This is a genomic window from Aurantiacibacter suaedae, from assembly GCF_005434915.1.
Classification (GTDB): Bacteria; Pseudomonadota; Alphaproteobacteria; order Sphingomonadales; family Sphingomonadaceae; genus Alteraurantiacibacter; species Alteraurantiacibacter suaedae.
The window spans coordinates 223,343-246,516 of record NZ_SKCG01000001.1; the positions used below are offsets into that span (position 1 = coordinate 223,343).

Sequence of the window (23,174 nt, forward strand, 5' to 3'; positions counted from 1 at the left end):
GGGCAAAAGCGCAGATTGCGCAAGGCTGACCTTGAATGCGCGCCGTTCCGGCGATACCGCAATGCAACACGCAGTTTCAGCCGGGGATGTGCCAAGCCAGATCATGAGCGAGTTCGATGCTCTGGAATTTCGCAACGCGCTGGGTCGCTTTGCGACCGGGGTGACCATTGTCACCACCGTCGATGCCGCTGGCGAGCGTTACGGCGTTACCGCCAATAGCTACAACTCGGTTTCGCTCGATCCGCCGCTGGTGCTGTGGTCGCTGGCGAAGACCTCGCGCTCAATCGATGCGTTCGATGCGTGTAAAGCTTTTGCCGTGCATATCCTCGGCGCGCATCAGGAAGATCTCGCCAAGCGGTTCGCGGCGTCCTCGGCTGACAAGTTCGCCGGGCTCGATGTTCATGCCGGACTGAATGGGGTGCCGTTGTTCGAGGAATGCGCGGCCCATTTCGAGTGTACGCTGGAAAACCGCTTCGAGGGCGGGGACCATGTGATCTTTCTTGGCCGGGTCGAGCACTTCGCGCACGGCGATGCCGCCCCGCTGCTGTTCCACGATGGCAAGTTTGCCCGTGTCGAGGCGCCGGAGAACGAGGCATAAAGAGCGAGGTTGAAATGAACGCATCCGGTGGCGAGGCCCAGCCTGGACCTTTGCCTGCCCCGCCGAGCTTGAGCGCGCTGCGAGAACGCGGTCCGCTCGCGTTGTTCCTGGATTTCGACGGTACGCTGGTCGAGCTTGCTCGCGGCCCCGACGATATCGTGGTGCCCGAGGGGTTGGTCGAAGCGCTGACCAGATTGTCTGACCGGCTCGACGGACGCCTCGCGCTGGTTAGCGGGCGCGCGATTGTCGATCTTGAAAAGCACCTCGGTCCGCTGGCGCTCGCCCGCGCAGGATCGCATGGCGCAGACTGCCGACTTGCCGACGGCACCGTGCTGGGGGCGGCCCCTGCTGGTCTTGCCAGTGGCGCATTGGAAGAGATCGCGGCCTTTGCCGAAAGCGAGGGTTTTGTGCGCGAAGACAAGCCGCACGGCGGCGCGCTGCACTATCGCCACGATCCCGCTCTGGAAGACAAGGGGCTGGCCTTTGCCGAGGCCTTCGCCGCTCGCCACGGGCTCGCCGTCAAGCGTGGCAAGTGTGTGATCGAGTTCGTCGCCAACGCGGGTGCAGACAAGGGCGGGGCGGTTGCCGCGCTCATGGCGGAGGCGCCTTTCGCAGGCGCGTTGCCGGTGTTCGTGGGCGATGATGTGACCGACGAAGACGGATTTCGCGCCGCCGGGCAGCTTGGCGGCTTCGGGGTGCTGGTTGGCGACCGTGAAGGCTCGCAGGCACGCTATGGGCTGGGCCGGCCCACCGACGTTTATGAATGGCTGGAGATTGAATGACACATAAACCTTCGCTCGAACTGTGGCCGATAGGCAATTGCCAAGTGTCCGGCCTTATCGACCGGCGCGGGGCCATCGTGTGGGGCTGCGTGCCGCGCGTAGATGGCGATCCGGCCTTCTGTGCGCTGGTCAACGGCGATTCGCAGGATGTGGGCGTGTGGCGGTTCGAGATCGAGGGGCAGGTTTCGGCCACCCAAAGCTATATCCGCAACACGCCGATCCTCGTCACCCGGCTTGAATCGGAAGATGGCAGTGCGGTCGAGGTGCTCGATTTCTGCCCCCGGTTCGAACGCTCGGGCCGGATGTATCGCCCCGTCGCCTATGCCAGGATCGTGCGCCCGGTTGCCGGAACGCCGCGGGTCAAGGTGGTGCTGCGGCCGATGAAGGATCACGGTGCCGCGCTGGCTGAGACCACCAGCGGCACCAACCACATCCGCTATCTCACCAGCGGGCAGGCGCTGCGTCTCTCGACCGATGCGCCGGTCGGCTATGTGCTTGAGCAGCGCGCGTTCCGCATCGAGGAGGATACCCATTTCTTTCTCGGGCCGGACGAGCCTTTCAACGGCAACCTGCGCGAACAGGTCCGCTCGATGGAGCAGCAGACGCGCAAGTACTGGCAGCTGTGGTCGCGCGGCCTCGCCACGCCTTACGAGTGGCAGGAAGATGTCATCCGCTGCGCGATCACGCTGAAGCTGTGCCAGCACGAGGAAACCGGCGCGATTGTCGCCTCGCTCACCACCTCGATCCCCGAGGCGCCCGGGTCGGAGCGCAACTGGGACTATCGCTACTGCTGGATTCGCGATTCGTATTATACGGTCCAGGCGCTGAACCGGCTTGGCGCGCTCGATGTGCTGGAGAAGTATCTCGGCTATCTGCGCAATATCGTCGATTCGGCCAAGGGCGGGCATATTCAGCCGCTCTATTCAGTGATGGGCGAGGGCGAGCTGAATGAAACCACCGCCGGGTGGCTCGCCGGCTATCGCGGCATGGGGCCGGTGCGGATCGGCAATGCGGCCTACAAACAGGTGCAATACGATTGCTACGGCCAGATCGTGCTGCCGACGGTGCAGGGCTTCATCGACAAGCGACTGCTGCGCATCGCTGACGAGCGCGACTTCGAGGCGCTCGAAGAAGTGGGCGAAAAGGCATGGCAAATGCACGATCAGCCCGATGCGGGCCTGTGGGAATTCCGCACCCGGCAAGAGGTTCACACCTATTCCGCCGTGATGAGCTGGGCAGCTTGCGACCGGCTCGCAACCAGCGCCGAACATCTGGGCAAGCCCGATCGGGCGGAGCACTGGCGCACCCGTGCCGACGCCATCCGCACCACCATCGAGGCGAAAGCCTGGAAGGAAGAGACGGGGCACTATGGCGCAAGCTTCGAAAGCAACTATCTCGATGCCAGCCTGCTGCAGCTGCTGGAACTGCGTTACTGCGCGCCCGACGATCCGCGCTTCGTGGCGACATTCGAGAAGGTGGAGCAGGAGCTGCGTCGCGGCGAACACATGCTTCGCTACGCCGCGGAGGATGATTTCGGTGCGCCCGAAACGGCCTTCAACATATGCACCTTCTGGCTCATCGAAGCGCTCGCCATGACCGACCGCAAGGATGAAGCGCGCGAACTGTTTACGACCATGCTTAACCATCGCACGGCGTCGGGTCTGTTGTCGGAGGACATGGACTTCGAAACCGGCGAACTGTGGGGGAACTTCCCGCAAACCTATTCGCTAGTTGGAGTAATCAATTGTGCCGCCCTGCTGTCGCGCCCGTGGAATGCGCTGCGATGAGCTAAGGGCCGATCGGGGGCAAAGAATGAGCAGACTGGTAGTCATTTCCAACCGCGTCGCGGTGCCCAAGGCGCGCGGCGCGGCGGGGGCGCAGGGCGGTCTGGCTGGCGCGCTCAATGCGGCTTTGCGCAAGAACGGCGGGATCTGGTTCGGCTGGTCGGGCGAGGGGGTGAAGAAATTCACCGGCTCGATCAACTACGCCCGATCGAGCGATGGGGTCACCACCGCCACCATCGATCTCCAATATCAGGACGTTGACGAATATTATAACGGCTATGCCAATTCGACGCTGTGGCCGCTGTTCCACTTCCGGCTCGACCTGACCCGCTACGAAAACGAATTCGGCGTCGGCTATGAGCGGGTGAACGAACGCTTTGCTGCAGCGGTACTCCCGCTGATCGAGCCGGAAGACGACATCTGGGTCCACGACTATCACCTGATGCCGCTGGCTGAGCGACTGCGCGACAAGGGGGTGAAGAACCGCATCGGGTTTTTCCTCCATATCCCATGGCCGCCGACCAACCTGCTGGTGTCGCTGCCGTTTCACGAGAAGCTGGTGCGGGCGCTGCTGCGGTACGATCTGATCGGCCTGCAGAACGATACCTGGCTCGACAGTTTCCTGCACTATTGCCGCAAGGAATTGGGTGCCGAGGTCGACGAGGAAACGGGCAAGGTGGTGCTCGACGGGCGCACGACAATCGCCAAGGCCTATCCCATCGGTATCGACTACGATCACTTCATGAGCAAAGGCGAAACCGGCGAAGCGCGCCAGGCGCAGCAGCGGCTTATGTCCTCAACGCGCCATCGCACGGCGATGATCGGCGTGGACCGGCTCGACTACTCGAAAGGTCTGCCCGAGCGGCTGGACGGGATCGGCCGCTTCTTCGACAACTATCCTGAGCGCGTGCGTGATCTGGTGTTCATCCAGATCGCGCCGCCAAGCCGGGAAGACGTGCAGAGCTACCAGCAGATCCGCGCCGTGCTCGAACAGAAGACCGGCCAGATCAACGGCGCGCGCTCCGAGGTCGACATCGTACCGATCCGCTACGTGAACCGGGGGCATAGTCAGGAGGAGCTGTTCGGCTTCTATCGCGGGGCGAAGATCGGGCTTGTCACGCCTCTGCGCGACGGGATGAATCTTGTGGCCAAGGAATATGTCGCGGCGCAAGATCCCAGCGATCCGGGCGTGCTGATCCTCTCGCGCTTTGCTGGCGCTGCGCCGCAGCTTGATTGCGACGGCGAGGGCGCGCTGATGATCAATCCGCACAGCGCCGACGATATTGCCCACAATATCCGGCTCGCACTCGACATGCCGCTGGACGAACGCAAGGCGCGGTGGGAGCGTATGATCGGCACGGTGCGCGAGGACAACGTGCATTGGTGGACCGAGAACTTCGTCGGCGATCTGACCGCGATCGAGCTGGACTAGCTGGCCCCGGCCGGCTGTCAGCCGACGCGGGTCGGCTTGGGGTAGGCATCGAGCTTGTGTGCCGGGATGGCCCCGAATTCAGGCCTTCCCGCGCCGGAGCGATAGCGCGGATGGGTGCGATGCATCTCCAGAACGCGCCGCACGCGGAACTGCAGCATAGAGGGAGTGAACGGCTTGTGGATGTAATCCTGCGCGCCGATTCGCCGGGCCATCTGCTCTGCGCGAAACTCGTATGTGGTCGTCAACATGATGACCGGCAAATCACGAAACGCGCGCGAGTCTCTCAGGTCCGTCAGCAGGCCGATACCGCTTTGGCCGGGCAACCTGTCTTCAAGCAGCAGCAAGTCGGGGCGATGGCGGTTCAGGATGCGCATCGCCTCTTCTGCGCTGGGCACCCAGCCGCAGCTATGCCCGGCAGCTATCATCACCTGCGTTGCGTGTTCCGCTGCTAGCCCGCTCGCATCGACGAGGAGAATCTGCGCCATCGTCGTCATCCCTCTGATATAGTTCGCCATCGCAATGATTGAGCGCGAAAGGATATTGCGGCGTTAGCGAAAAGATACGCAGTTATACATAGGCTACAGAGCCTCCACCAGTGCGTTGACGGCCATGAACAGCAAAACGAACGAGCTGAGCATGAACAAGGTGAAGCGGACCGGAATGGTGTTGACCAACGCCTGCCACAGCGAATGCGCGATCCGAAGCGTGACATAGAGCCAGGCAGCAACAAGCACGAGCGGGGAATAGCCGACCAGCGCAAGGATCAGAACGCAAGCGTAGAACAGCGTCGGCTGCTCCATCAGGTGCGCGTAATTGTGAGCCTTCCAGTTTACCGAAGGCTCAAGCACGCCTTCAAGGTCCTGCCCACGGCCGCCCGTGCGTTCCTGAAGCCGGATTCCTGCGCGCGCCATAGCTGGAAAGCGTGCGGCACCCATCCACAACAGCATCACCAACGACCATATGATCAGCACCGCCGCCGGAACAAGAATCTGGGTTTGCATCGTTGGAACTCTCCTGTGGCGCCTTGTTTTGTTCTGCCTAGCGCGTCCTTGCCTCCAGCACACGCGCGAACTGGCCGGGGTCCACATTGCCACCGCTGGCCAAGATCACCGTAGTTCCCCCTAGTTGCGCCTTACCGGTCATAGCTGCGGCCAAAGCCACCGCACCGCCGGGTTCGAGCACCAGCCGCAGGCGCTCGAAGGCGAAGCGCTGCGCGTCCTGCACCTCGGCTTCGCTGACTCGCAGGCCGAACGCGCAGCGCTGTTGCAGCACGGCGAAGTTCAGCGGGCTGGTGGCGAGCGTCTGCAAAGCATCGCAGGCGGTCGGGGGAGGGGCGTCCGACACGCGGCAGATCTCCCCCGCTTCGAGCGAGCGGCACACATCGTCCCACCCCTCGGGTTCCACCGGAATCACCTCGGCCTCGGGGCAGGCCAGCGCCAGCCCGGCGGTGAGTCCGCCTCCGCCGCAACAGGCGATGATGCGGTCGACCGGTGGCGCACTACGGGCGGCGAGTTGCTCGACGATCTCGATCCCGGCGCTGCCTTGACCCTCGATCACCCAGGGATCGGCGAAGGCATGGCAATAGGTCGCGCCTTTCTCTGCGGCGATGGCCTGCGCGATCTCCTCGCGGTTTTCCTTGAGGCGGTCGTAAGTGACCACCTGTGCGCCAAGTTCGCGGGTGCGCGCCAGTTTGATCGGCGGCGCGTCGGCGGGCATAACGATGGTTGCGGCCATGCCCAGCCTGTGCGCGGCCCAGGCGACGCCCTGCGCATGGTTGCCGCTCGACACAGCCACCACGCCTGCCGCGCGTTCCTTGTCGCTCAAAGCGGAGAGCCGGTGCCAGGCCCCGCGTATCTTGAAAGCGCCCACCGGTTGCAGGCACTCGGCCTTGATCCAGACTTGCTGGCCGTCAATGCGCAAAGGGAGCAGCGGCGTCGGCGGCAGGATGGCGGCGACTTTGCGGGCGGCTGCAAGCACGCCTTCGCGGGTGGGGCTGCGGAGTGCTGGCTTGGTCATGCGGCGGGCTATGGCACCTGAAAATGCGCGCCGCCACCCGGTTGGATGCTGCATCTGCGTTCAGACCTTTATCCCTCGCGCGAACGCGGCTATCTGCGGGCCCGACCTACACACCCTTCCGGAGTCTTCTCCTCATGAACGATCCCCTCAAGAGCAACCGCAAGGCCGAGCTGCTGTCGACTCAGGTCGAGCACATCGACATCACCAGCTTCGATGCGCGTCCGATCATCGACGCCATGGGCAAGATGAGCTTCACCAGCCGCGACCTCGCGCGCGCCACCGGCATTTATAACGATATGCTGTCGGACAAGGACTGCACCGTGTTCCTCGTCATCGCCGGTTCGACCAGCGCGGGCGGCTGCATGGACCTCTATGCCGAGCTGGTGCGCAACAACATGGTCGACGCCGTGGTCGCCACCGGCGCCACCATCGTCGACATGGATTTCTTCGAGGGGCTGGGCCACAAGCACTATCAAGCGCTCGAAGTGCCGGACGACGACACGCTGCGCTCGCTCTACATCGACCGCATCTACGACACCTACATCGACGAGGACGACCTTCAGAACGTCGACCACACGATCTTCGAGATCGCCGAATCGCTGGAGCCGAAGGCCTATTCGAGCCGCGCCTTCATCCGCGAGATGGGCAAATATCTCGTGAAGCACGGCAAGAAGGAAAACAGCCTCGTCAAGCTCGCCTACGAGAACGACGTGCCGATCTTCTGCCCGGCCTTCGTCGATAGCTCCGCCGGGTTCGGCCTGGTCAAGCATCAGGTCGACGCTGCTAAGGCCGGCAAGCCCTACATGGTGCTCGACGCGATTGCCGACTTCCGGGAGCTGACCCAGATTAAGATCGAAGCGGGCGTTTCGGGCCTGCTGATGGTGGGCGGCGGCGTGCCCAAAAACTTCATTCAGGATACCGTGGTCTGCGCCGAAATCCTCGGCCACGAGGATGTCGACGTGCACAAGTATGCGGTGCAGGTGACGGTGGCCGACGTGCGCGACGGTGCCTGCTCGTCCTCGACCCTGCAGGAAGCGGCGAGCTGGGGCAAGGTGAACACCGCGATCGAGCAGATGGTGTTTGCCGAGGCCGGTTCGGTGATGCCGCTGCTGGCGTCCGATGCCTACCACCGCGAGCACTGGAAGAAGCGCGAGCCGCGCCGCTGGGCCAAGCTTTTCGATCAGTAAGCTTTGCGCCATGGGCCGGGTTGGCTGCGTGCCTCTTTTAGGCACGTTGCCAGCCCGGCGATCGCCAGGTTTCAGGAACCTCGGCGCGAGCTTTCTGTTATAGAAGGCAAGCAAGCTGCCGCGCTTGACGCGCTATGCAGCGGTTGCCCGGTCCAGCACCGGGCGGGAGACATTTCCGGCGGATTTCTTCGCCGGAATACCTGGGTTATCGGAGGCAGATTCCATCGTCTCGACGACTGCGAGAGAGGTTTTGTGGAAACAGCGCCACAGGTGCGGTTTTAGCCGCCCATTTTCACTTGCAGTTCATTCTGTGCGGACTATATGCGCGCTTCCGCTGCCCCAAGGGATTCCCACCGCAAGGCAGCTTCTTGTCGGTTTAGAGCCTTAGGGGGTCCCTTGAATTGCACCATTTTCCTGACGCACGAGCTGTAGTCCAGGCCCTTTCGCCGGACGAACCCGTCATTCTGACGCGGCCCAAGGCGGCTGCGCGGGCGGCGCGTTTCTTTGTCGAGAACTTCCCCGGCACCGCGATGTATGCGGTAAAGGCGAATCCCTCGCCAGATCTTATCCGCATCCTGTGGGAGAACGGCGTCACCCATTACGACGTCGCCTCGATTGGCGAGGTGCGCATGGTGCGCGCCGTGCTGCCGCAGGCCGAGCTGTGCTTCATGCACCCGGTGAAGACCGCGAGCGCCGTGCGCGAGGCCTATTTCACCCACGGCGTGCGTACCTTCAGCCTCGATACCATCGAAGAGCTGGGCAAGGTGGTGAAGGCCACAACTGATGAGAACGGCAAGGCAGCTGAAGACCTGCGTCTGCTGGTCCGTCTGCGCGTCTCGTCCGAGCATTCGGAGCTGTCGCTGGCGGCCAAGTTCGGGGTCGATCTCGTCGATGCCGCGCCGCTGCTGCAGGCCACCCGCCAGCATTGCGACGCGCTGGGCATCTGCTTCCACGTGGGCAGCCAGGCGATGACGCCGTTTGCCTATGTCCAGGCGCTCGAACGCGTGCGCGCGGCGATTGCCGAGGCTGCGGTGACCGTCGACATTATCGATGTCGGCGGCGGGTTCCCCTCGTCCTACCCGGGCATGGAGCCGCCCCCGCTGGAGGACTACTTCGCGCTCATCCATCGCCATTTCGAGGCGCTGCCGATTTCCTATTCGGCAGAGCTGTGGGGCGAACCGGGCCGCGCGCTGTGTGCCGAATATTCGTCGATCATCGTCAAGGTGGAGAAGCGCCGCGGCGACGAGCTGTTCATTAACGACGGCGCCTATGGCGCGCTGTTCGATGCCGCGCATGTGGCCTGGCGCTTCCCGGTGCGTGCGCTGGAGGACGACCTCACTCAGCCGCTCGCCGAGTTTGCCTTCTATGGCCCCACCTGCGACGATGCCGACTTCATGAAAGGCCCGTTCCTTCTGCCGGAGGATATCCAGTCGGGCGACTTCATCGAGATCGGGATGCTCGGCGCTTATGGTGCGGCCATGAAGACCGGGTTCAACGGCTTTGGCGCGGTGGAAGCCTCGGTGGTCGACGACGAGCCGATGGCAAGCCTTTACCTCGGCCGCAAGGACGAGCGGGTCTCCGACAACGTGGTGAGCCTGCGCTGAGTCCGGAGGGCCAGCGTAAGCAATTCAAAAATAGCTTACCGTTATGGGACGATATTATTTGTCCGCTTAGCCGCGAGCGACCTGCGTTTTACGCGCAGGCGAAACGTTGTTGCTGGAGTTAGCATGATTCGTAACAAGTGCCTTGCCACCTCGGCCCTGATCGCCGGTGCAGTGATGTGTTCGACCGCCGCGCTGGCGGATGTGCCCGTTGGCACCGATGTGCTGCGCGAATGGAACCTCGTGGTTCTTGGCGATCTCACCTCCTCGTCAGAGGTCGAGGGCCGCACCTTCGTTGGCGGGAACCTCAGCGGCAATTCGTCGAACTACAACATCATGCCCGACGAGGCCTCGCCGAACGGCCAGCCCGGGCTGATCGTGGTCGGGAATGTGACCGGCGGGCACAAGAACCTCAACAACGGGTCAGGCGCGATCGTCGGCGGCAATGTCGAAAGCGGGTTCAACCTTAACGGCCAGCAGACCGTGCAGGTGGGCGGCACGCTGTCGAACACCAACATCAACAGCAACGTCGTCACCAGCGGCATCGGTGCGAGCGATCCTGGCTTCGTGCAGAACCTTAAACAGGATGCGAGCTTGCTTGAGAGCAGTATGCTCAACCTGTCGCAGGACCTTAAGGGGCTTTCCGGAAACAGCACGATGCAGATTTCGGGCAACCGGGGCATCTTCAATGCGACCCCCGATGCCGACGGGCTGGCGGTGTTCACGATCGATGCGGCCGACCTTGCCGCGATTGGCGAGATCGACTTCAAGCGCAACGGGGCCGAGACGGTGGTGGTCAACGTCACTGGCTCGTCGGCTGTGCTGAACGACAACTTCCTCGGCGGCACGCAGGAGCTGGGCGAGAACGTGATCTGGAACTTCCCGGATGCCACCGATCTCGAGTTCACCACAGCGTTCGGCGGCTCGGTGCTCGCACCCAAGGCCAAGGCGAAGACGGCCAACTATATCGAAGGCTCCGCCGTGTTCGGCAGCCTGACACAGAACGGCGAAATGCACGTGGGTACCTATAAGGGCGGCTACACTCCGCCGAGCAATCCGGGCACGCCTCCGGGTGGTTCGTCCTCGTCGAGCGGTGGCACGCCAGTGCCCGAGCCGGGCGTTCTGGGGCTATTCGGGGCGGCGCTTGCGGGTCTGTTTTTCATGCGCCGTCGGCGTCGACAGAAAGCCTGAGCGTTTAGAGTGGCATCAAGCAAAAGGGGCGGCCTCCAGCAGGAGGTCGCCCCTTTTGTTTGCCGAATATCCGGCGCAAGACTGCCCGGCTGTCAGGCGGCGACGCGCAGTTGCAATTCGAGCCGATCCCAGATCTCGACCAGCGCCGTGGTCAGCTCGTCCATCATTACCGCGGTGTGCGAGGGGCCGGGAGTGAACCGCAGCCGCTCCGTGCCGCGCGGCACAGTCGGGAAATTGATCGGCTGCACATAGACGCCGTATTCAGCGAGCAGGATGTCGGAAATCTTCTTCGCCCGCACCGGATCGCCGACCATCAGCGGAACGATGTGCGTGGTCGAATCCATCACCGGCAGCCCGGCATTGCGGAACTTTGCCTTCAGCAGTGCGGCGGCGGCCTGCTGGCCATCGCGCTCGGCGCTCGATTGCTTGAGGTGCTTCACCGAAGCGAGCACACCGGCCGCCAGCACTGGACTGATCGAGGTAGTGAAGATGAAGCCGGGGGCGTAGGAGCGGATGCAGTCGATAATGCGCGTGTCAGCAGCGATATAGCCGCCCATTACGCCAAAGGCCTTGCCCAGCGTACCCTCGATGATGTCGATCCGGTGCGCGGCTTCGTCACGCTCCGAAATGCCGCCGCCGCGGTTGCCGTACATGCCTACCGCGTGGACCTCGTCGATATAGGTGAGGGCGCCGTATTTCTCGGCCAGATCGCAGATGGCGTGGATCGGGGCCACGTCGCCGTCCATCGAATAGACGCTTTCGAAAGCGATCAGCTTGGGCACGTCGGGCGATTCGGCGGCCAGCAGCTCTTCCAGGTGAGCGACATCGTTGTGCCGCCAGATGCGCTTTTCGCAGCCCGAATTGCGGATCCCTGCGATCATGCTGGCGTGGTTCAATTCGTCGGAAAAGATCACGCAGCCGGGCAGCAACTTGCCCAGTGTGGAGAGCGTTGCGTCGTTCGAGACATAGCCCGAGGTGAACAGCAGCGCGCCTTCCTTGCCGTGCAGATCGGCCAGTTCGCGCTCAAGCTCGATATGGTAGTGGGTGTTGCCGCCGATATTGCGCGTGCCGCCCGAGCCTGCGCCGACATCGTGCAGCGCCTCTTCCATGGCGGCGACGACCTTGGGGTGCTGGCCCATCGCAAGATAGTCGTTCGAGCACCATACGGTGATCGGCTTGGGGCCGTTGTGCCCGGCAAAACAGCGCGCATTGGGAAAGGCACCCTTGTTGCGCAGGATGTCGATGAAGACGCGATAGCGACCCTCGCCGTGGAGACGGTCAATCGCCTGGTCGAAGATATGATTGTAGTTCAGCGTACCGGTCCGATCTGCGCCGCGCGCTTGGCTGCGGCAATCCTCATGCGCGGAATTAGTCAACACAGCGTTATTTTGAAAGGGCGATGTTTGCGAAGGGTTCTCATTACAACCTCGCAATTCTGCCAATTCCGTAATGCTGGAGAGCCCGATGGAGCGCGGTGTCATGGCTGGCGTCACCTGTAATGATTGCAAGATCGCTGTCAGGCCGCGTGAAGGCCTGACAGCGTGTGAGATAGGCGATGCGGCGAGCGATTCCTTGCGCTCCATCAATAAACGCTACGTCCGCCCCGAATTCTTTCGCCAGTTCCTCGGTCAGCAGCGGGAAATGGGTGCAGGCGAGCACCACCGTATCGATCCGCTCGCCGCCTGGTTGGCTGCGCAGCCCCGCAACGGCTGCGGCGATGGCCGCCGAGTCGGGCTGTTCGCCGCGCAGCTTTCGCTCGGCGGCGACGACAAGTTCGGGCGCGGCATGGCGCAGGAGCGTCTTGCCTGTGGCAAACTGCGCTTCGAGTTGATCGACATAGGGCTGGCGGACTGTAGCCGCTGTGCCGAGCAAGCCGATAACCCCGCTCTGCGTGGTTTCGGCGGCGGGTTTGATCGCGGGCACGGTGCCGACAATCGGCGTTTCGAGCACTTCGCGCACCATGCCCAGCGCAATGGTCGAGGCGGTGTTGCACGCGATGCAGATCAGGCGCGGGTGATAGCGTTCCGCGAGTCGCCCCAGCAACCCGCATACGCGCGCGGCGATTTCGGCCTCGCTTTTGTCGCCATAGGGCAGGGCGGCGCTGTCGGCGACGTAGATATAGTGCGCTCCGGGCAGCAGCGCGCGCGTTTCGGCAAGCACGGTAAGCCCGCCGACGCCCGAGTCGAACATGAGAATGGGGGAGCTGTCGTGCACGCTTTTATCCAAAACCGACCGTCCTGATCTTGTCGAAGGACTGCATTTTCTTCTAGCGCAGCGCATAAGACGTTGCGCGGGGGTTCGACAAGCGCGGCCCGAACGGAGTTGGTGTGGAACAAGTGCTCTCATTGCTGCTGGGATATGCTTTCGGCTCGATTCCGTTCGGGCTGCTGCTCGCCATGGCGGCGGGCAAGGGCGACATTCGGCAGATCGGCAGCGGCAATATCGGCGCGACCAATGTGCTGCGCACCGGCTCCAAGGGGCTGGCGGCGGGCACGCTGCTGCTCGATCTGGCCAAGGGGCTGGCCCCGGTGCTGATCGCGCGCGCGCTGTTTGGCGAAAATGCCTCTCTTCCTGCCGGTGCTTTCGGCCCCGTGCCGTTGGCGGCGCTGGGTGCCGTGCTCGGACATTGCTTTCCCGTCTGGCTGAAGTTCAAGGGCGGAAAGGGCGTGGCGACCAACGCCGGGGTTGCCTTCGGCATCGGATGGCCGGTCGGGCTGGCCTATGCGCTGGTGTGGCTGGGGCTGCTGGCTACCGTGCGGATCAGCTCGGTCGCGGGAATGGGCGCTGTGCTGGCCGCGGTGCTGGCGGCGGCGCTGCTGGGCTATGATCGCTTCGTGCCGGTGTTGGCGCTGATTGGCGTGTTGGTGATCTGGCTTCACCGCGCGAACATTGCCCGCATCAAAGCTGGAACTGAACCGAAGGTCGGCGGCAGAAAGTGAGCGAGGGGCGGCCTGCGTCACCCGCGCTCTCGCAGGCCGAGGCCTATGCCCGTATCCGCCTGCTGCGCTCGGCCAATGTCGGCCCGGTTTCCTATCGCCAGCTGCTGGCCCGCTACGGCAATGCCGAGGCCGCGCTGGAAGCTCTGCCGGACCTTGCCGCGCGGGGCCTCAAAAAGTCGTACCGGGTGGCGGCTCGCACCGCGGTGAGCGCCGAGATCGAGGCTGCGCGGGCGGCGGGCGCGCGCTACCTTTTTCACGACAGCGCCGATTATCCCCCGCTGCTGGCCGAACTGGAGAGCGCTCCGCCGATCCTCACCGCGCGCGGTGATGCGTCGCTCGCGCACCGTCCGGCGGTGGCGATGGTGGGTGCGCGCAACGCCTCGGCGGCGGCGGTGAAGCTGGCGCGCGATCTGGCGCACGAGCTGGCGGGGGAGGGGTATGTCGTCGTATCCGGGCTGGCGCGCGGGATCGATGGGGCCTGCCACGAGGGCGCCATGCCCGCCACCATCGGCGTGATCGCCAGCGGGATCGACATCGCCTATCCGCCGCAGCACGCGAAGTTGCAGGAACAGATCGCTAACGAGGGGCTGCTGTTGGCAGAACAACGCCCCGGCACCGAGCCGCGCGGCAGCCACTTCCCCTCGCGCAACCGTATCATCGCCGGTATCGCCGCCGGAACGCTGGTGGTAGAGGCGGCGCCCAAGTCGGGCTCGCTGATCACCGCGCGGCTTGCGGGTGAGGCGGGGCGCGAGGTGATGGCGATCCCAGGCTCGCCGCTCGACGCACGCAGCCACGGGTGCAACCAGCTGATCCGCGAGGGCGCGATCCTCGTGCAAAGCGCCGCAGACGTGATCGAACTGCTCTCCGGGTTCGACGGCAAACCCCGCTCCCACGTGCGCGAGCCCGAGCCGGACTTTGCCGCCGCACCGGATGACGAGATGCCAGCCCCCGACCTGGTCGACCTGCTCAGCACCGCCCCCGTCGCCATCGACGAACTGATCCGCCAGACCGGCTCCAGCCCCGGCGCGGTGCATATGGCGCTGCTTGAACTGGAGATTGCGGGGCACCTTGCGCGCCATGCCGGGGCAAAAGTCTCTCTGGCCGGATGAGGCAAGCCTCGCTAACTGCTGGCTTGACGCGAGGCCGCTAGCCGCACCACCCTCGCGCGTACGTACACGTGTAAGGGACTTACGGTTTTCTCCATGCAGCTAGTTATCGTAGAATCGCCCGCGAAGGCGAAGACCATCGAGAAGTACCTCGGCAAGGATTACAAGGTCCTCGCCTCATACGGGCACGTGCGCGATCTGCCGCCGAAAGACGGCTCGGTTCGCCCGGATGAAGATTTCGCGATGGATTGGGAGGTCTACGCCGACAAGCGCAACCGCGATCAGGTGAAAGCCATTGCCGACGCGGCCAAGAAGGCCGACCGCCTGATCCTCGCCACCGACCCTGACCGCGAGGGCGAGGCGATCAGCTGGCACGTAATGGACCTGCTCAAGCGCAAGAAGGCGCTGCCCACCAATGTGAGCCGCGTGACCTTCAACGCGATCACCAAGCCGGCCGTCACCAGCGCGATGGAGAAACCGCGCGATCTCGATCAGGATCTGATCGACGCCTATCTCGCCCGCCGCGCGCTCGATTATCTGTTCGGCTTCACCCTTTCGCCGGTGCTGTGGCGCAAGCTGCCCGGCGCCAAGAGCGCGGGCCGCGTCCAGTCTGTCGCGCTGCGGCTGATTTGCGAGCGCGAGCGCGAAATCGAGGCGTTCAAGCCCGAGGAATACTGGTCGATCGTCGCCCATATGGAGCATGATGGCAGCCAGTTCGACGCGCGCCTGGTCAAGTTCGACGGCAAGAAGCTTGATAAAATGTCGCTCGGGAACGGCACCAGCGCCGAGGCGGCAAAGGCGGCGGTCGAGGCCGGGCGTTTCACTGTCGAGGAGGTCGAGACCAAGCCGCTCAAGCGCAACCCTGCGCCGCCGTTCACCACTTCCACCTTGCAGCAGGAAGCCGCGCGAAAGCTCGGGTTCTCGGCCAGCCACACGATGCGCTGCGCCCAGTCGCTGTACGAGGCGGGAGCGATCACCTACATGCGTACCGACGGTGTGCAGATGGACCCTAGCGCCATCGACGCCTGCCGCCACGCCATTGGCGACCGTTACGATAGTGCGTACCTGCCTGAAAAACCGCGCTTCTACTCGACCAAGGCCAAGAACGCGCAGGAAGCGCACGAAGCGATCCGCCCGACCGACTTCACCCGCGACCGCGCCGCCTCGGGCGACGAGGGCAAGCTCTATGATCTCATCTTCAAGCGCGCCATGGCCAGCCAGATGGCGACCGCGCAGCTTGAGCGCACCAGCGTCACCCTGCGCGAAGCGACCGGACAGCACGAGCTGCGTGCGACCGGCCAGGTGGTCAAGTTCCCCGGTTATCTCGCGGTCTATTCGGAAAGTTTTGACGAGAAGAACGAGGACGATGACGACGGCCTGCTGCCGGCGCTGCGCCAAGGCGACCTTCCGGCCAAAAAGGGCGTCGATGCCACGCAGCACTTCACCCAGCCGCCGCCGCGCTTCTCCGAGGCGAGCCTCGTCAAGCGGTTGGAGGAACTGGGCATTGGCCGTCCGTCAACCTATGCCTCGACCATCCAGACGCTGCGCGATCGTGCCTATGTGCGGATGGAGAAAAACCGTTTCTTTGCCGAGGATTCGGGCCGCCTTCTGACAGCATTTCTCGAACGCTTCTTCCCCACCTATGTCGCTTATGACTTCACCGCTGGGATGGAGGATGAGCTGGACGAGGTTTCGGGTGGCCGCGCCGAATACAAGGCGCTGCTCGAAAACTTCTGGAAGGACTTCAAGCCCAAGTCCGACGAGGTGATGGAGCAGCAGCCCTCGGAAGTGACCGAGGCGCTCGACGTTTTCCTCGAAGACTATCTGTTCCCCAAGCGTGATGACGGCAACCCGCCGCGCTGGTGCCCGAAGTGCGCCGAAGAGGGCCGCGACGGGGGCGAACTGCATCTGCGCGGGGGGCGGTTCGGCGCCTTCATCGGCTGCGTGAACTACCCCGAGTGCAACTTTCGCCGCAAGTTCGGCCAGCCCGGCGAGGGTGACGGCTCCGAAGACGAAAGCATGGGCACCGACCCCGAGACCGGCCTGCCGGTCGAGCGCAAGACCGGGCGGTTCGGTCCCTATGTGCAGATCGGCGAGGGCAAGGACGCCAAGCGCGCGAGCATCCCCAAGGATCTCGACGATTTCGATCTCGACTGGGCGCTGAAGCTGCTGGCCTTGCCGCGCATCATCGGCAAGCACCCCGAGACGGGTTTGGATATCGAAGCTGCGATAGGGCGTTACGGGCCATACCTCAGGCATGATGGCAAGTATGCCAAGCTCTCGGGTACCCGCGACGTGTTCGAGACCGGCATGAACGCGGCGGTCACGCTGCTGGCCGAGGCTGCCAATCGCAAGGGCGGTGGTGGCCGGGCCAAGGCCGAGCCGGTCAAAACGTTCGGCGCGCATCCCGAAAGCGGCGGCGAGATGAAGGTGATGCCCGGCCGCTATGGCCCCTATGTCACTGATGGCACGACCAATGCGACCATTCCCAAGGACATCAAGCCCGAAGACCTCACCGAGGAACAGGCGGTCACGCTGATCACCGAGAAGGCGGCGAAGGGTCCGGCGAAAAAGCGCAAGGCGCCGGCAAAGAAGAAGGCCCCTGCCAAGAAGAAGGCGCCCGCAAAGAAGAAGGCTGCGGCGAAGAAGCCCGCTGCGGGAGACTAACGCGCCGGCGCGATGGTCTTCTACAGCGGCGTGCATGTGTCACAAGCGCCACGTGGAAGCCGCTGCCGCCCTTGAGCATTGCCCCGCTTAACACAAAGCGCTTGAAGCGCATTATGCCTCGCTGCGGCGTCAAGTTGACAGGCCGCCGTAAGTAGGGGGAACCTTGGGCTTTTTCCAAGGTTGTGGGCGCGGCAGTGTGTCAACTTTGTAAAGTTCAGGTGCGAAAAGAACAATTGGCGATCAGCTTGCCTTTCTTCGCAGTTGCACACAAGTGGGGCGGATGGATCAAATGAGCTCAGTCGCACGCGCCCGCGAGGCCGCAGCCAGCGAAGACGGACTGCCGCTTCCGCGCCGGATCTGGGCGATTGTCGCCATCAGCCTGGGCACCAGCCTGCTGGTGATCGACGGGGCAATCCCCACTGTGGCGCTGCCGACCATCGCTCGCGATCTGGGTGTTTCCAGCGCGTTGGTGACCAATGTTATCACCGTTTATCAGCTCGTCCTGGTCATGTTGCTGCTGCCGTTCTCCTCGCTTGGGGACAGGCTCGGCCACCGTACGCTTTATCAGTATGGGCAGGGCGTGTTCATGGTCGCCTCGGGGCTATGCTATTTCGCCGACAACTTCGTGCTGCTGCTCGTATTGCGCGGTGCGCAAGCGGTGGGCGCGGCGATGGCGCTGAGCGTTTCGGCAGCGATGTTGCGGCAGATTTATCCGTCGACCAAACTCGGCACTGGGCTGGGCGTCAACTCGGTAATCGTGGCCAGCTCGGCGGCGTTAGCGCCGACCTTGGGCGGTTACATCGTCGGCCACACCGATTGGCATCTGGTGTTCGTGGTCGCCGTGCCATTTGCCATCGTATCGCTGATAATCGGACGGGCCCTGCCGGAGCCGGTTCGCCTTAACCGGCGCAGCGAGCTGGTCTCGGGCGTATGGAGCGCGCTATCGATGTTGCTGCTGGTGGGCGGGCTGCAATTGGGAACGCATGGGAGCGTGGTGGTCGGCATCGCAGTAATTGCCGCTGGCATCGTGTCCACCGCGATGCTGGTGCGCCGTGAACGCCAGCGCGCAACGCCGGTTCTGCCGGTTGACCTGTTGGCAAGGCCCGTGATCGGGCTTTCCGCGCTGGCGGCGATGGCTTGCTTCGTATCGTCGGGCGCGCTGATGCTGTCGCTGCCGTTCCGGCTTGAGACCGGCATGGGCTACGATCCGCAGGTCGTGGGCACGCTGTTGCTGCCGTTCCCGCTCACCATGCTGGTGGTCTCGCCGGTGGCGGGCTGGGTGTCTGACCGGGTGGCGCCGACGAAGCTTGGCGTTGCGGGCATGGCCATTGCGATCATTGGCCTGCTGTTGCTGGCCACGATGGGCGACGAGCCGGGAATATTCGGCATCTGCTGGCGCCTCTCGTTCACGGCGGTGGGATTCGGCCTGTTTTTCAGCCCCAATTCGCGCCTGATGATCGGGCGCGCCCCGCGCGAGCGGGCAGCGGCAGCGGGCGGACTGCTCAGCACCTCGCGCCTGTTCGGGCAGACCCTGGCCGCGGTACTCGTCGGTATCCTGCTTCAGGCCGGTTTCGGCCAAAGCCCCGTCCCGCTCTATGCGGCATGTGCGCTGGCGGTGGTGGCGGCGATCTGTTCGCTCGCGCGCTATCGCACCGTGTTCCCCTCGCGCGCCGCTACTTGACCCAGTCGAGCCCGATTTCTTCGAAGATCTCGCGGCTTTCTGACCACTTCTCGTCCACCTTCACATGGATGAACAGGTGGACCTTCACGCCGAGGATCTCGGCCAGTTCGGCCCGCGCAGCCTCGCCGATGGCCTTCAACTTGCTGCCACCCTTGCCGAGAACAATGCCCTTCTGACTGTCACGCGCGATCACGATCTGCTGGTGGATTTCCACCGATCCATCGGGCCTGGTCTGATAGCTTTCGGGCCGCACGGCGCTGTCGTAGGGCAGCTCCTCGTGCAACTGGCGGTAAAGCTGTTCGCGGGTCACTTCGGTGGCCAGCAGCCGCTCGCTCGCGTCAGACACCTGATCTTCGGGATAGTGCCAGACGCCTTCGGGCATCAGTGAGGCCAAATGCGCCTTCAGTTCGGGCACCCCGTCGCCGGTCAGCGCCGAGACGAAGAAGACCTCGGCAAAGTCGGCCATCTCGTTCAGCTCTTGGGCCAGCGCCAGCAGCGGCTCCTTCTTCGATACGTCGACCTTGTTCAGCACCAGATACTTGCGCTCAGGGCGGCCCTTGAGGTTCTCGAGCAGCGGGATCAGCTCGTGCCGCCGCTGCTTGACCGGGTCGACAATCAGCAGCACCGCATCGGCCTCCACCGCGCCTTCCCACGCCGCCGACACCATCGCCCGATCGAGCCGCCGCTTCGGCGCGAAAATGCCGGGGGTGTCGACGAGGATCATCTGCACCTCGTCGTGCAGTGCAATGCCGAGCATCCGCGCGCGGGTGGTCTGCGCTTTGGCGCTGGTGATGGCGACCTTCTGGCCAACCAGCTGATTAACGAGCGTCGACTTGCCCGCATTTGGCGCGCCGATCACGGCTACGAGGCCGCACTTCTGGGGAGCCTGATCGCTCATCCGTATTTCTCCATGAACAGCCTTGCGGCTTCGGTCTGCGCGTCTTGCTTGCCGCTGGCAGTGGCCTCGACCGCGCCGACCTTGTGTACGCTCACGCGCACTGTGAACTTGCGGGCGTGGTCAGGCCCCTCGATGTTGACCACTTCGTATTCGGGCGGCTTGCGCTGGTTGCCTGCGGCCCATTCCTGCAACGCGCTTTTGGGATGTTTCGAGCGACCCGCGGCGCCGTCCATCGCCTCTGACCAGATCGTGCGGATCAGGTCGCGGGTGGGCGCAAAGCCGACTTCGAGGAAATTCGCGCCCAGCAGCGCCTCCATGATGTCGCCTAACACGTTGTCGCTGTCGGCAGCGCCATCGTCGCGTGCCTGCTTGCCGAGGCGGATGTGAGCGGGCGCTCCGATGGCGCGGGCGCGGGCGGCGCACTGGTTGCGCGAGACGAGCGCGTTGAGCCGCTGGGCGAGCTTGCCCTCGGCGCTCTGGTCGCGTTCGTAAAGCCACTCGGCCACGGTCAGGCCGAGCACACGGTCGCCCAGAAATTCGAGCCGCTCGTAGTTTCCTGCCTCGCCGGTGCTGCCGTGGGTGAGCGCATCGCGCCACAGGCCAGCCCGGTTGAGGGTGAAGCCTACGCCGGTCAGCCATTTTCGGGTGTCGGATGAAAGCTCGCTCATATCGACTTTCCGATCCTGCTCCACCGCGCGGCGGTGAACCATGTCCACGGCTTGAGCCATTCGGCGCTGCCATCGGTGGAGAAATACATGAAGCTCGCGCGGCCGACGAGGTTTTCGACCGGAACCATGCCGACCCAGCCGTTCGCCACCGCAGGCTTGCGCGAATCCTGCGAGTTGTCGCGGTTGTCGCCCATCATCAGCAGGTGGCCTTGGGGAACGGTGATCGGCGGCGTGTTGTCGACCTCGACCGTGGTGAGATCGAGCACGTTGTAGCTCACCCCGTTGGGCAGCGTCTCGCGGAACTGCGGGAACGAGCAGGCGAAGCTGCCGTCAGCCTGCCGCACTGTGAAACGGGCACGACCGGGCCCGCAACCGCGCGCTGCCGTGGTCGGCAGCACGAAGTTCGCGACTGGCTCCTTGGGAACAGCCGCGCCGTTGATGTAGAGCACGCCGTCCATCATCTGGATCGTGTCGCCAGGCAGGCCGATCACGCGCTTGATATAGTCGCTCTTGTCGATCGGGTGCTTGAAGATCGCCACGTCGCCGCGTTCGGGCAGGGTGGAGAACAGCCGCCCGTCGCCGACATCAAGATCGAACGGCAGCGAGTGGCGCGAGTAGCCGTAGGGCCATTTGGCCGCGAACAGATAGTCCCCGACCAACAGGCGCGGCATCATCGATTCGGATGGAATGTTGAAGCTCGTAAACACCAGCGTGCGGAACAGCAGCACGATCAGCACCAGCTTTACAAGGAACCAGGCGAAGCTCTTCGCATCCTCCGGTTTCTTCTCAGGTCTGGCCGCTGCGCCGGTGGAATCGGGCTCGCGCAGTTCGCGGATATGGTCGGTGTCGCTCATCTTCGCGCGGTCATGTTGCCCGCGCGGCGCTCCGTCAAGCGGGGGTTCGCCTCGATTGCCTTCGCATGTGCAACATTTTTGCGGTTTTCTTTACCCCACGATGGGCCTAGCCATACCGCCGAACAGAATTGAGGAAGGGATCCGAGATCACCATGACCACCACTCGCGAGGAATGCTGGACCGCGCTGGAACAACTGCCGCAACCCACCCTGGCGGAGCTGTTCGCGGCGGATGAGGCTCGGGTCGAAAAGCTGACCCGGCGGATAGAGCTGGACGACGGCGGCATTCGTTTCGACTGGTCGAAGACGCACCTCGACGATGCACGGATCGAAGGCTTCGAAACGCTCGCCAAGGCTTCTGACTTCGACGAGATGCGCCGGCGGCTGTTCGCGGGCGAAGTGGTTAACCCCACCGAGGAGCGCGCCGCCGAACATTCCGCACTGCGCGGTGTCGGCAAGGACGCCAGCGTCGAGGAAGCCGAAGCTCTGCGCGCACGGATGCTGATGATGGTGCAGGCGATCCACGATGGCGTGCTGGGCGAGGTGCGCCATCTGATCCATGTCGGCATCGGCGGTTCTGCGCTCGGCCCGGCGCTGGCGGTGGATGCGCTGGCGCGCGAGGATGCGCCGGTCGATGTTCACGTCGTCGCCAACATTGACGGGCTAGCGCTGGAAGAGGCCTTCGCCAAGTGCGATCCGGCCACTACCCTGATTGCGGTCGCCTCCAAGACCTTCACCACCATCGAGACGATGACCAACGCCCAGAGCGCGCTGCGCTGGCTGGCCGACAACGGTGTGGACGACCCCACAGGCCGGGTGATCGCGCTCACCGCCGCGCCGGAGAAGGCAGTGGAATGGGGCGTCGACGAAACGCGCATCCTGCCCTTCGCCACAAGTGTGGGCGGGCGCTATTCGATGTGGTCGAGCATCGGCTTTCCGATTGCGCTTGCCATCGGAGTGGAGGGCTTCGAGCAGTTCCTCGCCGGGGCCGCCGCCATGGACCGGCACTTCGAAAGCGCCGAGGGCCGGGAAAATCTTCCGCTGCGCGCCGCCTTTGCCGATCTGCACCACGCCCGCATCCTCCACGCGCAGACCCGCGCGGTGTTTGCCTATGATGAGCGGCTGCGGGTGCTGCCCGACTATCTCCAGCAGCTCGAAATGGAATCGAACGGCAAGAGCGTGACCGTGGATGGCGAGCCGGCGGGTATTACCGCGCCGATTACATGGGGCGGGGTGGGCACCGATGCGCAGCACGCCGTGTTCCAGCTTTTGCATCAAGGCACGAATCTGGTCCCGGTGGACTTCATTGCCAGTATCGAGCCGGGCGACGCGCTTGATCCTGCGCACCACCATATCCTGCTGATGAATTGCTTTGCGCAAGGCGCGGCGCTGATGGCGGGCAAGAGCAACGAAGATCCGCATCGCAATTATCCCGGCAACCGACCCTCGGCGACGATCCTGCTCGATGACGTGACGCCAGAGAGTTTCGGCGCGCTGATCGCCTTCCACGAACACCGCGTTTTCGCCGCCGCTGTGCTGATGGACATCAATCCGTTCGATCAGTTCGGCGTGGAGCTCGGCAAGGAGATTGCCAAGAAGATCGAGGCCGGCGGCGCAAAGTTCGATCCGAGCACCGAGGCCCTGTTGAAGGCGGCGGGCCTCGCTTAAATTCGCTTCGCGGAGGTGTGCAACTTTCTCACGCCTTCGCGAAACAAATTGACTTTTTGCGTTGCAGCGGCCACACGCCGCACATCGATACGCATGGCAGCGT

20 protein-coding genes are annotated in these 23,174 nt (G+C 63.9%); 12 read left to right on the plus strand and 8 right to left on the minus strand.

The genetic code is table 11. From position 1 onward, the window contains the following. Positions 1–88 precede the first annotated feature (88 nt). The 4 genes from E0473_RS01080 (at position 89) to E0473_RS01095 (ending at position 4,596) form a co-directional block, all read left to right on the plus strand. Positions 89–598: a flavin reductase family protein gene (locus tag E0473_RS01080; RefSeq protein ID WP_206663406.1), complete on the plus strand. Its 510-nt coding sequence runs from the start codon at positions 89–91 to the stop codon at positions 596–598. 68 nt (positions 599–666) lie between these two features. Continuing rightward, positions 667–1,380: a trehalose-phosphatase gene (otsB, locus tag E0473_RS01085; RefSeq protein WP_241657276.1), complete on the plus strand. Its 714-nt coding sequence runs from the start codon at positions 667–669 to the stop codon at positions 1,378–1,380. Beyond that, entirely contained in the window at positions 1,377–3,167 is a 1,791-nt protein-coding gene (locus E0473_RS01090) for a glycoside hydrolase family 15 protein (RefSeq protein ID WP_137679023.1), read from the plus strand. Before otsB ends, E0473_RS01090 begins: the two co-directional genes overlap by 4 nt. A gap of 25 nt (positions 3,168–3,192) precedes the next feature. Further along, entirely contained in the window at positions 3,193–4,596 is a 1,404-nt protein-coding gene (locus E0473_RS01095; RefSeq protein WP_137679024.1) for an alpha,alpha-trehalose-phosphate synthase (UDP-forming), read from the plus strand. A gap of 17 nt (positions 4,597–4,613) precedes the next feature. On the opposite strand, the gene E0473_RS01100 is transcribed toward E0473_RS01095, so the two are convergent. The 3 genes from E0473_RS01100 to E0473_RS01110 all read right to left on the minus strand — a co-directional run bounded on the left by E0473_RS01100 (position 4,614) and on the right by E0473_RS01110 (position 6,612). Further along, positions 4,614–5,081, minus strand: a complete 468-nt coding sequence (locus E0473_RS01100) for a response regulator (RefSeq protein WP_161981466.1) — start codon at positions 5,079–5,081, stop codon at positions 4,614–4,616. Positions 5,082–5,174: 93 nt separating this feature from the next. Beyond that, positions 5,175–5,597 (minus strand): MAPEG family protein, encoded by a 423-nt coding sequence (locus E0473_RS01105; RefSeq protein ID WP_137679026.1) that lies wholly within the window; start codon positions 5,595–5,597, stop codon positions 5,175–5,177. Positions 5,598–5,634: 37 nt separating this feature from the next. Beyond that, positions 5,635–6,612 carry a threonine ammonia-lyase gene (locus E0473_RS01110; RefSeq protein ID WP_137679027.1) on the minus strand — a complete coding sequence of 326 codons (978 nt, stop codon included), beginning with the start codon at positions 6,610–6,612 and terminating at the stop codon, positions 5,635–5,637. Between the two features lie 134 nt (positions 6,613–6,746). Between E0473_RS01110 and E0473_RS01115 the strand changes: the two genes are divergently transcribed. From E0473_RS01115 to E0473_RS01125, 3 genes are all read left to right on the plus strand, one after another. Further along, a complete protein-coding gene (locus tag E0473_RS01115) occupies positions 6,747–7,799 on the plus strand; it encodes a 1,9-bis(guanidino)-5-aza-nonane synthase (RefSeq protein ID WP_137679028.1) in 1,053 nt (350 codons plus the stop codon). Between the two features lie 401 nt (positions 7,800–8,200). Continuing rightward, positions 8,201–9,403, plus strand: coding sequence for a type III PLP-dependent enzyme (locus E0473_RS01120; protein WP_137679029.1), 1,203 nt, complete (start codon positions 8,201–8,203; stop codon positions 9,401–9,403). 123 nt (positions 9,404–9,526) lie between these two features. Then, positions 9,527–10,591, plus strand: coding sequence for a choice-of-anchor A family protein (locus E0473_RS01125; protein ID WP_137679030.1), 1,065 nt, complete (start codon positions 9,527–9,529; stop codon positions 10,589–10,591). Between the two features lie 92 nt (positions 10,592–10,683). On the opposite strand, the gene hemA is transcribed toward E0473_RS01125, so the two are convergent. Beyond that, positions 10,684–11,904: a 5-aminolevulinate synthase gene (gene hemA / locus E0473_RS01130; RefSeq protein WP_137679998.1), complete on the minus strand. Its 1,221-nt coding sequence runs from the start codon at positions 11,902–11,904 to the stop codon at positions 10,684–10,686. A 106-nt stretch (positions 11,905–12,010) separates the two neighbouring features. After that, positions 12,011–12,805: a glutamate racemase gene (murI, locus tag E0473_RS01135; RefSeq protein ID WP_241657277.1), complete on the minus strand. Its 795-nt coding sequence runs from the start codon at positions 12,803–12,805 to the stop codon at positions 12,011–12,013. A gap of 113 nt (positions 12,806–12,918) precedes the next feature. On the opposite strand from murI, the gene plsY reads away from it, so the two are divergent. From plsY to E0473_RS01155, 4 genes are all read left to right on the plus strand, one after another. Next, the gene (gene plsY / locus E0473_RS01140) at positions 12,919–13,530 is read left to right on the plus strand and encodes a glycerol-3-phosphate 1-O-acyltransferase PlsY (protein ID WP_137679032.1); all 612 of its coding nucleotides are present in this window, start codon (positions 12,919–12,921) and stop codon (positions 13,528–13,530) included. After that, a complete protein-coding gene (dprA, locus tag E0473_RS01145) occupies positions 13,527–14,639 on the plus strand; it encodes a DNA-processing protein DprA (protein ID WP_137679033.1) in 1,113 nt (370 codons plus the stop codon). The genes plsY and dprA overlap by 4 nt, the downstream gene beginning before the upstream one ends. 93 nt (positions 14,640–14,732) lie before the next feature. Further along, positions 14,733–17,303, plus strand: a complete 2,571-nt coding sequence (gene topA / locus E0473_RS01150) for a type I DNA topoisomerase (protein WP_137679034.1) — start codon at positions 14,733–14,735, stop codon at positions 17,301–17,303. A 289-nt stretch (positions 17,304–17,592) separates the two neighbouring features. After that, the gene (locus E0473_RS01155; protein ID WP_137679035.1) at positions 17,593–18,984 is read left to right on the plus strand and encodes an MFS transporter; all 1,392 of its coding nucleotides are present in this window, start codon (positions 17,593–17,595) and stop codon (positions 18,982–18,984) included. Here the strand turns inward: E0473_RS01155 and era are convergent. The 3 genes from era to lepB are packed head-to-tail and all read right to left on the minus strand — an operon-like array spanning position 18,977 to position 21,404. Beyond that, the gene (gene era / locus E0473_RS01160; protein WP_137679036.1) at positions 18,977–19,882 is read right to left on the minus strand and encodes a GTPase Era; all 906 of its coding nucleotides are present in this window, start codon (positions 19,880–19,882) and stop codon (positions 18,977–18,979) included. The two genes, E0473_RS01155 and era, sit on opposite strands and share 8 nt — an antisense overlap. After that, the gene (rnc, locus tag E0473_RS01165; RefSeq protein ID WP_137679999.1) at positions 19,879–20,550 is read right to left on the minus strand and encodes a ribonuclease III; all 672 of its coding nucleotides are present in this window, start codon (positions 20,548–20,550) and stop codon (positions 19,879–19,881) included. Before rnc ends, era begins: the two co-directional genes overlap by 4 nt. Continuing rightward, positions 20,547–21,404, minus strand: a complete 858-nt coding sequence (lepB, locus tag E0473_RS01170; protein WP_137679037.1) for a signal peptidase I — start codon at positions 21,402–21,404, stop codon at positions 20,547–20,549. Before lepB ends, rnc begins: the two co-directional genes overlap by 4 nt. Before the next feature lie 152 nt (positions 21,405–21,556). Here lepB and pgi point away from each other — a divergent pair, with 152 nt between their 5' ends. After that, positions 21,557–23,071 (plus strand): glucose-6-phosphate isomerase, encoded by a 1,515-nt coding sequence (gene pgi / locus E0473_RS01175; RefSeq protein ID WP_137679038.1) that lies wholly within the window; start codon positions 21,557–21,559, stop codon positions 23,069–23,071. Positions 23,072–23,174 lie beyond the last annotated feature (103 nt).

Excerpts from the sequence above, each read along its gene's own strand:
- E0473_RS01090 (WP_137679023.1), top strand. The coding sequence starts at position 1,377 with ATGACACATAAACCTTCGCTCGAACTGTGGCCGATAGGCAATTGCCAA.
- E0473_RS01095 (WP_137679024.1), top strand. The coding sequence starts at position 3,193 with ATGAGCAGACTGGTAGTCATTTCCAACCGCGTCGCGGTGCCCAAGGCG.
- E0473_RS01100 (WP_161981466.1), bottom strand. The coding sequence starts at position 5,081 with ATGGCGCAGATTCTCCTCGTCGATGCGAGCGGGCTAGCAGCGGAACAC.
- E0473_RS01105 (WP_137679026.1), bottom strand. The coding sequence starts at position 5,597 with ATGCAAACCCAGATTCTTGTTCCGGCGGCGGTGCTGATCATATGGTCG.
- E0473_RS01110 (WP_137679027.1), bottom strand. The coding sequence starts at position 6,612 with ATGACCAAGCCAGCACTCCGCAGCCCCACCCGCGAAGGCGTGCTTGCA.
- E0473_RS01115 (WP_137679028.1), top strand. The coding sequence starts at position 6,747 with ATGAACGATCCCCTCAAGAGCAACCGCAAGGCCGAGCTGCTGTCGACT.
- E0473_RS01125 (WP_137679030.1), top strand. The coding sequence starts at position 9,527 with ATGATTCGTAACAAGTGCCTTGCCACCTCGGCCCTGATCGCCGGTGCA.
- topA (WP_137679034.1), top strand. The coding sequence starts at position 14,733 with ATGCAGCTAGTTATCGTAGAATCGCCCGCGAAGGCGAAGACCATCGAG.
- E0473_RS01155 (WP_137679035.1), top strand. The coding sequence starts at position 17,593 with ATGAGCTCAGTCGCACGCGCCCGCGAGGCCGCAGCCAGCGAAGACGGA.
- era (WP_137679036.1), bottom strand. The coding sequence starts at position 19,882 with ATGAGCGATCAGGCTCCCCAGAAGTGCGGCCTCGTAGCCGTGATCGGC.
- rnc (WP_137679999.1), bottom strand. The coding sequence starts at position 20,550 with ATGAGCGAGCTTTCATCCGACACCCGAAAATGGCTGACCGGCGTAGGC.
- lepB (WP_137679037.1), bottom strand. The coding sequence starts at position 21,404 with ATGAGCGACACCGACCATATCCGCGAACTGCGCGAGCCCGATTCCACC.
- pgi (WP_137679038.1), top strand. The coding sequence starts at position 21,557 with ATGACCACCACTCGCGAGGAATGCTGGACCGCGCTGGAACAACTGCCG.